General features: G+C 39.8%; 12 protein-coding genes. 11 read left to right on the top strand and 1 reads right to left on the bottom strand.

All coding sequences use genetic code 11. The features are described 5' to 3' along the window. Positions 1–85: 85 nt before the first annotated feature. The 9 genes from uriT to dapA all read left to right on the top strand — a co-directional run bounded on the left by uriT (position 86) and on the right by dapA (position 9555). A complete protein-coding gene (uriT, locus tag JW886_RS07425) occupies positions 86–1516 on the top strand; it encodes a uridine transporter UriT (RefSeq protein WP_205871728.1) in 1431 nt (476 codons plus the stop codon). A 219-nt stretch (positions 1517–1735) separates the two neighbouring features. Next, entirely contained in the window at positions 1736–3712 is a 1977-nt protein-coding gene (tkt, locus tag JW886_RS07420) for a transketolase (protein ID WP_205871727.1), read from the top strand. A gap of 108 nt (positions 3713–3820) precedes the next feature. Further along, the gene (locus JW886_RS07415) at positions 3821–4075 is read left to right on the top strand and encodes a hypothetical protein (RefSeq protein WP_205871726.1); all 255 of its coding nucleotides are present in this window, start codon (positions 3821–3823) and stop codon (positions 4073–4075) included. 260 nt (positions 4076–4335) lie between these two features. Continuing rightward, positions 4336–5232 carry an alpha/beta hydrolase gene (locus JW886_RS07410; RefSeq protein ID WP_205871725.1) on the top strand — a complete coding sequence of 299 codons (897 nt, stop codon included), beginning with the start codon at positions 4336–4338 and terminating at the stop codon, positions 5230–5232. A 136-nt stretch (positions 5233–5368) separates the two neighbouring features. Further along, positions 5369–6232, top strand: coding sequence for an MIP/aquaporin family protein (locus JW886_RS07405; protein WP_075525396.1), 864 nt, complete (start codon positions 5369–5371; stop codon positions 6230–6232). Between the two features lie 97 nt (positions 6233–6329). Beyond that, complete coding sequence (locus JW886_RS07400) at positions 6330–7406, top strand: aspartate-semialdehyde dehydrogenase (protein WP_205871724.1); 1077 nt, start codon at positions 6330–6332, stop codon at positions 7404–7406. A gap of 10 nt (positions 7407–7416) precedes the next feature. Next, entirely contained in the window at positions 7417–7887 is a 471-nt protein-coding gene (locus JW886_RS07395) for an NUDIX hydrolase (RefSeq protein WP_205871723.1), read from the top strand. Further along, positions 7871–8329 (top strand): NUDIX hydrolase, encoded by a 459-nt coding sequence (locus JW886_RS07390; RefSeq protein ID WP_205871722.1) that lies wholly within the window; start codon positions 7871–7873, stop codon positions 8327–8329. Before JW886_RS07395 ends, JW886_RS07390 begins: the two co-directional genes overlap by 17 nt. A 326-nt stretch (positions 8330–8655) precedes the next feature. Continuing rightward, positions 8656–9555 (top strand): 4-hydroxy-tetrahydrodipicolinate synthase, encoded by a 900-nt coding sequence (dapA, locus tag JW886_RS07385; RefSeq protein ID WP_200407146.1) that lies wholly within the window; start codon positions 8656–8658, stop codon positions 9553–9555. Between the two features lie 68 nt (positions 9556–9623). Here dapA and JW886_RS07380 read toward each other — a convergent pair whose 3' ends face one another. Further along, positions 9624–10295, bottom strand: a complete 672-nt coding sequence (locus JW886_RS07380; protein WP_075525401.1) for an MgtC/SapB family protein — start codon at positions 10293–10295, stop codon at positions 9624–9626. Positions 10296–10651: 356 nt separating this feature from the next. Between JW886_RS07380 and JW886_RS07375 the strand changes: the two genes are divergently transcribed. Both JW886_RS07375 and JW886_RS07370 read left to right on the top strand, forming a co-directional pair. Continuing rightward, positions 10652–12358, top strand: a complete 1707-nt coding sequence (locus JW886_RS07375) for a ribonuclease J (protein WP_205871721.1) — start codon at positions 10652–10654, stop codon at positions 12356–12358. A gap of 48 nt (positions 12359–12406) precedes the next feature. After that, positions 12407–14074 (top strand): leucine-rich repeat domain-containing protein, encoded by a 1668-nt coding sequence (locus JW886_RS07370; protein ID WP_205871720.1) that lies wholly within the window; start codon positions 12407–12409, stop codon positions 14072–14074. Positions 14075–14079 lie beyond the last annotated feature (5 nt).

The raw sequence follows: 14079 nt of genomic DNA, 5'->3' as shown, positions 1-14079 counted from the left end.
TTTATAATATAATAGTATGTTGGGGCTCTTTTTAAACTTTCAATGAAAGAATTTAAGCTAGTCCACCTTAAAAAAAGGAGAAGAAATGACAGAAACACAGACTTCAAAAAAATCTGGCGATGATCAGGGTTCAATCATCGTTCTCATGTTAGCTTTAATGATTGCCATCTTTGCCTTTCAATTGAACGCTTCAATGCTTTCACCTGCTTTGGTAACAATGCAAGAACAATTGCACACAAGCGCTTCAGCGATTGCTTTGACTCAGACCATCTTTTTTACAGCAGCAGCACTTTTTGCTTTATTTTTACCTCGCTTAGCAGACTTGATTGGTCGTAAAAAGGTCTTACTTGGAATGTTGATTTTGACAGGAATAGGATGCCTTATTTCTGGGCTTGCAACCAATGTTGGGGTATTGATGATTGGGCGAATACTACAGGGGGCAGCTGGTCCTATCGTTCCACTTTGCTTAATCATGCTTCATGTGAGAGTGACAGAAGGGAAAAGATATGCAAAATTGATGGCTATTTTAACTTCTGTTAATGGTGGGATTGCTGGTGTTGACGCTTTAGCGGGTGGCTGGCTAGTAAGTCATGGCGGCTTTCGCTCTGTATTTTTAACGATGGCACTGACAGCCATACTGGCTGTCATCTTAGTAGCCATTGGGACGGAAGAGTCGACAGCAAAGCAAACCCCCCGTATGGATTGGGGCGGAGTAGTACTTTTAGTTATTGCAATGGGCGCTTTGCTAACAGCTGCCAATGCGTTGCAAGGAAGTTTTGGAAACATTGGTTTATCCAATGGGACACTCGCTCTTATTTTATTTATTATTGGTATTGTTTGTTTCATTGGCTTTTGGCAAGTTGAAAAGCGTGTAAGTGATCCGATGGTCCCTATTCATTATTTGAAACAACGTCGTACTTGGGGTCTTTTATTGACTACACTCCTTGCAATGACGGGTGTCTTTGCAATTATGAATGGGATCATACCTGCTCTAGGTCAAGATAAAAACTTCGGCTTAGGGTTAGGCGCTGATCTCGTCTCATTTGTTACTTTGACACCTTATGCCGTGGCAGGATTAGTTTTTGGTCCTATTTCAGGTGTGCTGGCTGCTCGCTTTGGTTTTGCTAAGGTATTGCGAGCTGGATTATTGGCAACTGTATTAGGTTTTGGGCTAACTATAGCTGGTGCACTTAAGCCTTCTATTTGGTTATTGCTTTTACTTTCTATCTTCATTGGGATTACTTATGCCGGTATTACTAATATTATGCTTAATGGGCTCGGTATTGTACTTTCTCCAGAAGATAATCCCGGCTACCTTCCTGGATTAAACGCGGGCATGTTCAACCTTGGAGCAGGTTTGAGCTTTATTATATTATATGCTGTTCCTTCTGCTATACATACTACGGTCGGTGGAAGTACAACAGGGTATGTTACAGGAATTGTTACTGGTCTGGTTCTAGTGATTATTGCTTTCTTTACCTCATTTTTAATTCCGGATCCTAAAACAACGAAGTAAGTACTAAAATTTTTCTAAACTGTCAAATTTGACAGTTTTTTATTATCTTCAGGTTTTATGGGCCAGGAGTGGTCTAACTTGAGGATCCGCTAATAAAATCGATTAAAAATATTTTCATAAAAAAACGTCCTAAAAGAAAATAATTTTAATCCTGAAAAGTAAAAACCGCTTTCAATTTGTGTTATAATGAACTATAAATAAAAAATATGGAGAAATCTTATGTTTGATACTACTGATCAATTAGCTGTCAATACGATTCGTACCTTATCTATGGATGCGATTCAAAAAGCAAATTCTGGTCATCCAGGACTTCCAATGGGCTCTGCACCAATGGCTTATGTGCTGTGGAGCAAGTTTTTGAATGTTAATCCTAAAACTAGCCGTCAATGGTCTAACCGTGATCGTTTTGTATTATCTGCAGGTCATGGTTCGGCAATGTTATATAGTTTGTTACATTTGGCGGGGTATAATGTAACAACTGATGATTTAAAAGGTTTCCGTCAGTGGCAATCTAAGACCCCAGGTCACCCTGAGGTTGGGCATACAGATGGTGTTGAAGCAACAACAGGCCCATTAGGTCAAGGTATCGCTAATGCTGTAGGGATGGCAATGGCAGAAGCTCATCTTGCTGCGCAATATAATAAACCTGGATTTAAAATTGTCGATCACTACACTTATGGTTTAAATGGTGATGGTGATCTGATGGAAGGGGTCTCACAAGAAGCAGCTTCATTGGCAGGTAAGCTAAAATTAGGCAAATTAATCCTTTTTTATGATTCTAATAATATTTCGCTTGATGGCGATTTATCCATGTCCTTCATTGATGATATCCAAAAACGCTTTGAATCGTATGGTTGGCAACACCTTTTAGTAAAAGATGGCAATAATCTGGATGAAATTGCTGCTGCCATTGAAGTCGCTAAGGCTGAGACAGATAAGCCTACAATTATTGAAGTGAAAACAGTGATTGGTTTTGGAGCTGAAAAACAAGGTACTTCTGCAGTTCACGGGGCGCCTCTTGGAGCTGAAGGTGTTGCATTTGCCAAGAAAGCATATGGTTGGGATTACCCTGAATTTACAGCGCCAGAAGAAGTTTCAAAACGCTTTTTAGAAACCACTGTGGCACGAGGCGAAGCGATGGAGCAGGTATGGCGTGAGACGTTCAAAGCCTATGCCCAAAAATATCCAGAACTTGCTGAACAATACGTTAAAGCTTTTGAAAATGAAACGCCAGAAGTGGAATTGACTAAACATGAACTTGGTACAAGTAAAGCCAGTCGTGTAACGTCACAAGAAGCGATTCAAGAATTGTCAGCTCAAATGCCAAATTTCTGGGGTGGCTCTGCTGACCTTTCAGCTTCAAATAATACGATGGCAAAGGCTGAGTCTGACTTTATGCCAGACAACTATGCGGGGCGCAATATCTGGTTTGGTGTTCGTGAGTTTGCAATGGGAGCAATCATGAACGGGATTGCACTCCATGGTGGAACGCGTGTGTATGGCGGAACTTTCTTTGTCTTCTCAAACTACATGCTCCCTGCCGTCCGTATGGCGGCTCTACAAAATCTGCCTGTAACTTATGTTTGGACACATGACTCCATTGCTGTTGGGGAAGATGGACCAACACATGAACCTGTGGAACAACTGGCTTCAGTGCGTTCAATGCCTAATTTAGATGTGATTCGTCCCGCTGATGGGAATGAGGTGATTGCAGCTTGGCGTCATGCAGTGACAAGTGAAAAACGTCCTACTGCCTTGATTTTAACCCGTCAAAACTTGCCTGTTTTACCGGGCACTGCAGAATTGGCTGAAGAAGGTCTGAACCGTGGCGCTTATATCCTTTCTAAAGAGGAAGGTAAGTTAGAAGGAATACTCATTGCAACAGGATCAGAAGTGGCTTTGGCTTTGGAAGCGAAGAAAACTTTAGGTGCTGGTGTGCGTGTGGTTTCTATGCCTTCAATGAATATTTTTGATGAACAATCTAAGGCTTATCAAGAAGAAATCTTACCTAAAAATGTGCGACGTCGTTTGGCAGTAGAAGCTGGGACAAGTTTTGGTTGGGGAAAATATGTAGGACTTGACGGTGCAACTGTGACCGTTGATAAATGGGGGGCATCTGCTCCTGCTAACATAGTCTTACCTGAGTATGGCTTCACCACTGAAAATGTTATTAAAGCTTATAAGGCTCTGGATTAGTTTTCCTAAAGGGCTCTGACATGCGTGTCAGAGCTTTTTTGTTACTGACAGCTCTGTCAGTAACTTTTGCAGCGTTTTTTCTAAAGATTAACTATATAAGGAGGACCCATGGCAGTTTTACTTGCTCTTATTTCAGGGATTGGCTCATTGTTTAATCTCTACCTTTTAGATGGACAGCTTTTGCTCCAAGGACTACTGACCTTGTTAGCATGGGTGGCTTTGTTTACTTTTCGTGGAAAAAAATCAAGGAGTTCTTATGAGCATGATGGCACTCGAATTTTCACTTTCCGTTTTGCGCTGATATTATTAGCGGTTTTGGGCTCAAGTCTAATTTTGTTAGCAAAATTTTCAGGATGGAACTGACAGAGCTGTCATTTTGTAAAAAATATGCTATAATGACTTCATGCGATGAGTCGATGATTTTGCATTTTGCAAAATTTCGAAGCACAGGAATACTGGGAAATTGGGTTTTCCGCCAAGGATTGGTGAGTATTTGTCAAATTGTGTGAACCTTTTTGGCACACTTTCGAGTGCCTGATAAAGATACCATTGAAAAATGGTATCTTTTTTTGTGAGTGTGATTTACTTGAGGGTCCGTAGATGACTTATGATATAATAAGAGCATGATTGTTTTTGGAATTATTTTTGGAATTTTAGTCCTGTTGCTTTTAAGCTCCTTGCTCATCTTTTATGTGGTGGTTCATAAAAGTAAACGCGTGATTGCGCAAGTCGCAAGTAGTCACCCTCTTTATGCAGATGGGAAACGTTTTGTTGAGGCTCAGCCGCAAGAATGGACGATTGAAACACAAGATGCCCTCAAATTACATGCGTGGTACTTACCAGCTGATCAGCCGACATCAAAGACCGTGATTGTTGCGAATGGCTATCATTCTATCAGAGATCGTTTTGCTGCCTATGGGTGGATGTTTCATGAATTAGGCTATAATGTATTAATTCCTGCTTATCGTGCGAGCGCAGAAGCAGAAGGAAAGTACCTTGGTTTTGGCTGGCTTGATCGGGATGATTACAAGCGGTGGATGAATAAAATTATTGAAAAAGAGAGTACAGCAGAAATTGCGATGTTCGGAATTTCAATGGGCGCCGCTTCGGCGATGATGGTCTCAGGAGAACAACTTCCTATTCAAGTGAAATGCTTCATCGCTGATTGTGGTTACGATACACTTTGGAATGAAATTGTGTTTAAAGCCAAACATGATTTTCATTTACCAGCTTTCCCACTTGTTTACCTCTTGTCCTTCTGGTCTAAACTTTTGGCGGGCTATCATTTCAAAGAAGTTTCTTCCCTCAACCAGCTAGCTAAAAATACGCGACCTTTTTTGTTTATTCATGGAGAAGATGACCAATTTGTGCCAACAGAAATGGTCCATCGTAACTTTGCTGCGACTTCATCTCCAAAAGAAGTCTTAATCGTTCCAAAAGCGGGGCATGCTAAAGCTTACGAAACAGACCAAGCCCTTTATCAACAAATTGTTGCTCAATTTTTAAATAAATATTTATGAGAAAGCCCTCCTCTCTCGGAGGCTTTTTATTTTTTAACCTGTTTGAAAATCTTATTATTAGTATAAGTTAAGAAAAATATGATAGAATAAAAGTGTTGACATCATTATTATTTTTATAAAAAGGAAGGAAATTATCATGGATGTTTCATGGATGGTGAAGTACCTTGCCGAAGGATTGGGGACAATGCTCCTTGTTCTGCTCGGTAACGGTACAATTGCAGGAGTAACTTTAAAAGGCTCTAAAAATGAAGGAATGGGGGGCCTTGCGATCGCCTGGGGATATGGAATTGCAATTCTAGTCCCAGTTCTTGCCTTTGCTAATGTCTCTGGTGCACATATCAACCCTGCGATTACTATTGGGCTTGCTTCAGCTGGCTATTTCCCTTGGGCACACGTTGCTCAATATGTTTTGGCACAACTTATTGGTGCAATCATTGGTCAATTGCTCGTTGTAGCAATTTATAAAGAATACTTTGCCAAAACAAATGACGGAGCAATTGCGCTTGGAGCTTTTGCTACAACGAATGCTTTAGAAAATGGCGGGACGCATGCTAAAGCTATTTTCAATGGATTTGTAAATGAAGTAATCGGGATGTTTGTCTTTGTCTTTGGTATCCTTAGCTTTACCACAAACTTCTTTGGTGCAGAATCCATCAAATGGATGACAAGTTATGCACAACAACAAGGGGCTGATGTGACATCAAGTGATACCGTGAGTCAAATTTGGGCTTCTGTTTCAGGGGCTTCTTCAGCAAAAATGGTTGGAGCCTTAGCTATTGGTTTGATGTTCGTTGGTTTGGTTACTGCCTTTGGTGGTCCAACTGGTGCAGCACTCAACCCAGCTCGTGACCTTGGTCCACGACTCGTTTATAGCTTTATGCCACAATCAGTAGTAGGACAAAATAAAGACGCAAAATGGTGGTACGCTTGGGTACCTGTAGTCGCTACAATTGTAGGGGCTGTAATTGCCGCAACAGTCTTTAAGTTGATGTTTAACTAACAAAAAGAAAATCTGCCAACCTTGGCAGATTTTTTCTTGCTCTTATCCTTTAAAAGCGTTATAATAATGATAATTTTACTGAAAAGGATAGACAATTATGACACAATATAATATCGCAGTTGTTGGCGCTACAGGTGCAGTAGGCACACGTATGCTTGAACAACTTGCTCAATCAACTCTTCCGATTAAGACGGTACACGCTTTGGCGAGTAAACGTTCCGCTGGTAAAATTGTCACCTATAAAGATAAAGAGCTTGTTGTAGAAGAACTGACTGAGGATAGTTTTGAAGGCATTGATATTGCACTTTTTTCAGCCGGAGGATCAGTATCAGAAAAATATGCCCCTTATGCTGTGAAAGCTGGAGCTGTTGTCGTAGATAATACCTCATTTTTCCGTCAAAACCCTAATGTTCCCTTGGTTGTTCCAGAAGTTAATGCACATGCTTTGGAAAAACACAATGGAATAATTGCCTGTCCTAATTGCTCAACGATTCAAATGATGGTTGCTTTAGAGCCGATTCGGCAAGCTTATGGGCTTGAGCGAGTAATTGTCAGCACTTATCAAGCGGTCTCTGGTGCGGGTCAATCAGCAATTAATGAAACAAATCGTGAACTCCAAGAAGCACTTGATGGAAAAGCACTGACAGAATTGTCAGCAGAAATTTTACCGTCTGCTGGAGATAAAAAACATTATCCAATTGCTTACAATGCGCTTGCACAAATTGATGTATTTACTGACAACGCTTATACTTATGAAGAAATGAAAATGACAAATGAAACCAAGAAAATCATGGAAGATGATTCAATTGCGGTTTCGGCAACTTGTGTCAGAATTCCAGTTCTTTACGGTCATTCTGAGTCAGTTTATGTTGAAACGAAAAAAGTAGCAGATATTGCTGAGGTTAAACGTTTGATTTCTGAATTCCCAGGAGCTGTTTTAGAAGATGATGTTGCTCATCAAATTTATCCACAAGCCATTAATTCAGTTGGTCGTCGTGAAACTTTTGTAGGTCGTATTCGCCGGGATTTGGATGCAGCAAATGGGATTCATCTTTGGGTGGTTTCTGACAATTTACTCAAAGGAGCAGCTTGGAATTCTGTTCAAATTGCTGAAACGTTACATGAGCGTGGCTTAGTTAGACCAACTCATGAGTTAAAATTTGAACTGAAATAAGGTTGAGTAAATGGGATATATCAGTCAAATACGCGAAAAGATTGGCCACGACTTACTTATTGGTGTGGGAAGCGGTGTGATAATTGTTAAAGAGGGAAAAGTCCTCCTTCAGAAACGCACGGATGGTCTAGGATGGGGGATACATGCGGGTGGTATTGATCCAGGAGAAACTTTTGAAGAGGCGGCAAAAAGAGAACTTTATGAAGAGAGTGGACTTGTAGCCAATGCGTTGGACTTCTTCGGAGCTTATTCCGGAGAAGATAGTTTTTTGACTTATCCAAATGGTGATGAAGTTTATTTTCCGACCATTGTGTATACTTGTCGCGATTTTTCGGGAGCGTTAAGAGCACAAAAAGAAGAAGTCACTGAATTACGATGGTTTGATATCCATGAACCACTCCCTAGTCCTCTTTTTTCTATGCATGCTCGTTTACTTAAAGACTTTATCAAACAGGAAAAAGACAATGAGCTATATCAGTGAGCTACGTAAAAAAGTCGGCCATGAGCTTTTAATTTATCTTGGTGCAGGAGTAATTGTCTATCAGGATCATCGCATATTGTTTCAAGAGCGTAAAGACAATGGGGCGTGGGCTTTGCATGCGGGTGGTATTGAAGTGGGTGAGGATTTAGAACAAACAGCTCGCCGAGAATTGTTTGAGGAAACCGGGCTTAAAGCGGGGGAACTTCAATTGTTTGGGGTTTATTCTGGTATGGATCGCTTCATGACTTATCCTAATGGCGATCAAGTTTATATGCCTTGTATTTATTATCGGTGTTCAGACTTTACAGGGAGCCTTCTTAAACAGGATGCTGAAGTTAGACAACTTCACTGGTTTGATGTTGATGAACTTCCTGTGTCACTGCATTTGCCTAATCGGCGTCCTCTAGAAGATTTCATCAAATGGTTGCACGAAGAAAATTAAAAGCTTTCCAGCTAAAAAACATTCGCTATGAGGCTGTAAATGTGCTATAATGAATCAAACAATATTAGAGGTTGCAAAAACGAAAAAATCAGTGGAGCGGTGGACGCGAGGAAGCTGAGGGCGGCGTTTTTTGCCGAAAGGAAAAGTTCCACAGACTTTTTCTTGGGTTGTAAGGTTAAATCCTGCAAACTGTCTTTCTGTCAGCTCTGACAGAAAGGGGAGCTAATCAAAATCATTTTTGACGAACTTTTATGGGCCTCTTTTGCAATAAACAGGGGTCTTTTTTTACCCCTCAAATAGAGCGAATTGCTCAAAAGGAGATGAAAATGCCAGCAAAAGAAACAATAAAAAAACTAAAAAAAGCAAGAATTATTACTGCTTTAGTCACTCCATTTCATGAAGATGGAACGATTAATTTCAAAGCATTTCCCCGATTAATTGAAGCCTTACTGGCCCATCATACAGAAGGGTTGATTTTAGCGGGTACAACTGCAGAATCCCCTACATTGACTCATGATGAAGAACTAGAAATCTTTGAAACAGTACATCAGATTGTGGATGGGCGTGTTCCTTTAATTGCAGGTATTGGAACAAATGATACCAGAGATTCCATCGAATTTGTCAAAGAAGTGGCTAGACTTGGCTATATTGATGCAGGACTTGCAGTCACCCCTTATTATAATAAACCCACCCAAGAGGGGATTTATCAGCATTTTAAAGCGATAGCAATGGCGAGTGACTTACCCATTATTCTCTATAATATACCAGGTAGAGTGATTACGGAAATTGCACCAGAAACGCTTTTAAGATTGGCCGAAATCGAAAATATTATTGCTGTTAAGGACTGTACTAGCACTGATAATCTGGCTTTTTTAATTGACCAATGTCCTGAAGATTTTCTGGTATATACTGGAGAAGATGGGTTAGCTTTCCATGCGAAAGCCTTAGGTGCTCAAGGGGTAATCTCTGTGGCAAGCCATATCTTGGGAGATGAGATAGCGCTAATGTTTGAGGAGATAGAGCATGGTTCTATCCAAAAGGCAGCCCATATCCAGCGGCAGATTTTACCGAAAATCAATGCCCTTTTTAGCGTTTCAAGTCCAGCACCAATCAAAACAGTGTTAAACCACCAAGGTTACGAAGTAGGGGGACTCCGCTTGCCGTTGGTTGCTTGTACAGCTGATGAAAGCAAAAGTATTCTACAAAAAATTAACCCGCTCTTTTAGTGGATACAGTATTGAAAGATTTTTATATAAAAAAACCAGCAGATGTGCTGGTTTTTCTGTTGCATTTACTAAAATTCTATTTTTTGAATCTTATCATTTGCCTCCAGATGTTTTAAAAGTAAGACAGAATCATAATCCGTAGGGAATTTCAAGTTTAAATCAGCGCTGAAAGTTCCGTCTTGATGACGAACCAATTTTAGGTTAAGAAGTGTAATCTTATTTTCTTTCAAACTATCTTGAACGCGATAAAAACCTTCCATATCAGCAAGTTTTAAATGCAAATGGTCATTAACCGCTGCTTTAGTCCATCGAAAATTTTGGTGCAAAATAATCTGGAAAATAATGATTAATAAAGTTGCAGCAACCCCTATAAAGTATAGCCCAGAACCGATAGCCATTCCGATACCAGAAGTGGCCCAGATGCCGGCTGCGGTCGTTAAGCCATTGACAGATTGATTATGGACAAAAATCATACCTGCTCCAAGAAAACCAATCCCACTCACAACTTGTGCAGCAACACGAGAGGGATCTAGACCGACACCTTGTAAGTTAATGATGTCCATAAAGCCATATTTAGAAACAATGATCATCAAGGCCGCGCTAAGGGATACAATCAGGTGCGTACGAATTCCGGCATTTTTTGAACGGCTGTTTCGTTCGTAACCGATCGCATAGCCACAAATTCCAGCAATGATAAGACGGATGAGCCAATCAACTTGTGTTAAAAGTGTAATTGTCATAGGTTCTCCTTTCTTTTTGTTAAGACTTCTCTTATTATTATAGCTCATTTTGCTTAGAATTGAATTAAAGTCTTCAAAAGAAGTTTACAGCGAAAGAAACTTGATTTTTTGGCGACTTTGGGTTAAACTTGTTATAAGTGTATACTCGGTAGAGGCTGGAAAGCCAGCCTCTTTTATTTTGATTCTGCGAGAGAGAATCAATCTTTTATCGCTTGTCCCACTCGACCGATTTCGAGAGTGAATACGGCAAGGAACAGCTAAAAAGAAGCGTAAATTTTACTGACCAGTCTGTCAGTAACTTACGTCAGCTTTTTTGAACGAAAAAATAAATTATTACACTGATAAGAAAGGTTTTTATGTCAAATATTAAAATCACCCCATTAGGTGGTGTCCGTGAGTTCGGTAAAAATATGTACCTAGCTGAAGTCGGAGAACAAATTTTTGTTCTCGATGCAGGTTTGAAATACGCTGAGATGGATCAATTAGGAGTAGACTTTGTTATTCCTGATATTACCTACCTGTTAGAAAACGCAGATCGGGTAGCAGGAATCTTTTTGACGCATGGTCATGCAGATTCTATCGGAGCGCTTCCTTATATCGTTTCTGAATTAAAAGTTCCTGTTTTTGGTTCAGAATTAACGATTGAACTGGCTAAAATTAATGTAAAAAATTATGCAGATAGCCGAAAATTTAACGATTTTCATGTGGTAACAGAAGATACAGAGATCGATTTTGGTCAAGCTGTTATTTCTTTCTTCTCGACTACGCACACCATTCCTGAAAGTCTCGGAATTGTTATTTCGACGCCATCAGGTAATGTGGTTTATACGGGTGATTTCCGTTTTGATCCTGCAGTAGAAAAAGGCTACCGCACGAATATGCGTCGTTTAGCTGAAATAGGCAACAATGGGGTTCTTGCTTTGCTTTCTTCCTCACCCAATGCCCTTTCTACTCAACAATCGGCGAGCGAACATGAAATTTATGATAAAATCTATGATCATATCAACGATAGTGAGGGGCGCGTTATCATTGCATGTAATGCGGGGAATTTAGGACGTATTCAGCAAACAATTGATGTTGCCATCAAATTGGGTCGTCGTGTTGCCTTTACAGGCGAAGACATGGATCAAATCATTGAAACGGCTACGCGCCTGAAAAAATTGCGTATTGTTGATCGTAAATCCATTATTAAACCTAGCGAAATTAAAAAATTTCCCGATAATGAATTAGTGATTTTGGAAACTGGTCGAATGGGCGAACCTCTTAAAACATTAGGAGATATGGCGCACCGTCGTCACAAGTATGTAAAAATCAAAGAAGGAGACTTGGTGCTTGCAGTGACAAGTCCATCAGTTTCTTACGAAACGATGATTGCTCGTATTGAAAATGATATTTACAAAGCCGGCGGTGTAATGAAGATGTTGGCTTCGGACTTAAAAATTTCGGGCCATGCCAATGCACGTGACTTACAATTTTTGATTGATATTTTGCGTCCGAAGAATTTGATTCCTATTCAAGGAGAATATCGCGAACTCAGTGCTCATGCAAATTTAGCTATGGAGATGGGGGTATTACCTGAGCATATCTTTATTGCAAAACGTGGTGAATCAGTCAGCTTTGAAAAAGGTGCGATGATCCCTTCTGGCGTGATTCAAGCCGAAAATGTAATGATTGACGGCTCAGGAGTAGGTGATATTGGATCAGTTGTCTTGCGTGACCGTAAGGTTTTGTCTGAAGACGGTATTTTCATTGCGGTTATCACAATTTCTAAGACTGAACGTAAAATTGTAAGTAAATCTCGTGTTCATACACGCGGCTTTGTCTACGTGAAAACTTCCCGTGATTTGATGCGAGAAGCGGGCGAACTTGTTAATGTAACGGTTGATAAATATTTGTCAGGTAAAGATTTTGATTGGGCAGAAATTAAAGGAAGTATCCGCGATGCACTTGGAAAATTCCTTTATGAACAAACTAAACGTAAACCAGTTATATTGCCAGTTGTCATGGAAGCACGTCAACCTCAAGAGCTTAACAAACGTTACGGTAGAAAAAATAATAAATAAAAGTGATAAAACCTCCTTATTTTCGTATAGAAGATTAGGAGGTTTTTTATGCGAAAAAATCAATTAGTTAAAGTTTCTATCTCACTAAGTGTGTGTTTAGGTGTGATTTATCCTTATTTGATGAGCTCTCCCGTCTCACTGTCCTCTTGGGCAGCACATGCCGCTACCGTTAATATGACTTACACCGATGAGCAACAGATTACTTATACTTTAGATGACACTCTGAAAACTGCTGAAGTAACAACTTATAGCGGAAAGCCTGGAGTAGACATAATCATCCCAGATAACCTTTGTGTAAATGGTAAGAGTTATGCTGTGACTTCCATTGGGACCTATGCTTTCTTAAACAGTGGGATTCATTCTGTTGTTATTGGGAATAATGTGTCGGATATTAATACAAGCGCTTTTCAAACTACAACAGCCGCTCCCGATTATTATAAAAAAGCATTGATACAAGTGACTTTAGGCACTAAAGTACAAAATATCAAAACAGATGCTTTTGCAGGAAATGCGTTATCACAACTTATTTTACCCGATGCTCTTCAAAAAATAGCTACCCGTGCTTTTTCTAATAATCAACTTACTACATTATCTATTGGAAAAAATGTAACGGATATCATGAGCAAAGCGTTTCAAAGTAATCAGCTCACGACAATCAGTTTTGACCCATCGGCTCAAACAATAGTAGGTTCAGCTGCCTTTTCAGGAAGTCCAGTTCTCTCATTAACACTTGGAACAGGGGTATACTGGCCATCCGATGCACTTAATAAAGCAAGTCTTCTATTCAATCAATTAGATGATCTTCCTGAAACAGGGATACGATCAGTCAGCATAAGTCCAGAAGGAAGTTGTCAAAAAAGTTGGCTGCTCCAAGCACCGCTTGAAGAGGAAGTGGAAAAACAGGATGATAGCAATTCTACACCAAGTTTATCTGGAACGGAAAATTCTCCCACTCAAGATGAAATCAAATCGCTAGAAACTACAACTACAGACGCAACAAACTTTGATAGTCCAACAACAGAAGATTCTGGAATGATACCTGATCTTGCTGTGACCAATGTACAAGATTCTGATCCTTCTAAAAGCTCATCAGAAGAAGTTCAAAAAGAAAATAATGAAGAAAATACAAATATTAGCCCTATCCTAATAGAAAGTCCGGAGCTTACTATGGTAAACCCTTCAGTATCAGCAGCTTCATCGCTCTCCATATCAAGTAGTATAACAACTCATAATCCATCAGAGAAAACTGGACTAACAAAAACGGTTATTCCTGTGAGAGGGGTAGCTTCAAAGAATTTATGGATGCCTGACCAATTAAAGGCTCAAAAAAACTTAAAACGGTTCGCCTACCCAACTTTTTCAATGGTGATTCCAAGTTTTTTGCCTCAGTCTAAGGCGAAATCAAAATTAAAGATTGTTCCATGCACCACACTTTTAGGACAAATAAAGCCTACCTCAAACAAGAAAAAGCCACTTTTATCTGCTGCAGCACCAATGTCTGCACCCACCTCTAAAAACGGTATTCCTAAGACCCCGGTTCAAGTACCACAAGAGAAAATTATTAAAAGTTTCGTAAAATCAAATATTCCCTCAGGCACCTCTGCTCACAACAAGCTGGAAAAACTAGAATATGTTTTTTTATCAGTCACATTTTTGTTTGGCGTCCTTTTTGGAAAGTTTCTTCCAGTCCCTACAAAGAAAAACAGACTAAAATAAACCTC

This window comes from Lactococcus taiwanensis (genome assembly GCF_017068355.1).
Taxonomy (GTDB): domain Bacteria; phylum Bacillota; class Bacilli; order Lactobacillales; family Streptococcaceae; genus Lactococcus; species Lactococcus taiwanensis.
Note: the sequence above shows the minus strand (reverse complement) of the source record. Positions and strands in the feature narration are given on the sequence as shown.

Coding starts and splice junctions, on each gene's coding strand:
- dapA (WP_200407146.1), top strand. CDS start 8,656: ATGCCAGCAAAAGAAACAATAAAAAAACTAAAAAAAGCAAGAATTATT.
- JW886_RS07375 (WP_205871721.1), top strand. CDS start 10,652: ATGTCAAATATTAAAATCACCCCATTAGGTGGTGTCCGTGAGTTCGGT.
- JW886_RS07400 (WP_205871724.1), top strand. CDS start 6,330: ATGACACAATATAATATCGCAGTTGTTGGCGCTACAGGTGCAGTAGGC.
- JW886_RS07370 (WP_205871720.1), top strand. CDS start 12,407: ATGCGAAAAAATCAATTAGTTAAAGTTTCTATCTCACTAAGTGTGTGT.
- JW886_RS07415 (WP_205871726.1), top strand. CDS start 3,821: ATGGCAGTTTTACTTGCTCTTATTTCAGGGATTGGCTCATTGTTTAAT.
- JW886_RS07405 (WP_075525396.1), top strand. CDS start 5,369: ATGGATGTTTCATGGATGGTGAAGTACCTTGCCGAAGGATTGGGGACA.
- JW886_RS07380 (WP_075525401.1), bottom strand. CDS start 10,295: ATGACAATTACACTTTTAACACAAGTTGATTGGCTCATCCGTCTTATC.
- JW886_RS07410 (WP_205871725.1), top strand. CDS start 4,336: ATGATTGTTTTTGGAATTATTTTTGGAATTTTAGTCCTGTTGCTTTTA.
- JW886_RS07395 (WP_205871723.1), top strand. CDS start 7,417: ATGGGATATATCAGTCAAATACGCGAAAAGATTGGCCACGACTTACTT.
- uriT (WP_205871728.1), top strand. CDS start 86: ATGACAGAAACACAGACTTCAAAAAAATCTGGCGATGATCAGGGTTCA.
- tkt (WP_205871727.1), top strand. CDS start 1,736: ATGTTTGATACTACTGATCAATTAGCTGTCAATACGATTCGTACCTTA.
- JW886_RS07390 (WP_205871722.1), top strand. CDS start 7,871: ATGAGCTATATCAGTGAGCTACGTAAAAAAGTCGGCCATGAGCTTTTA.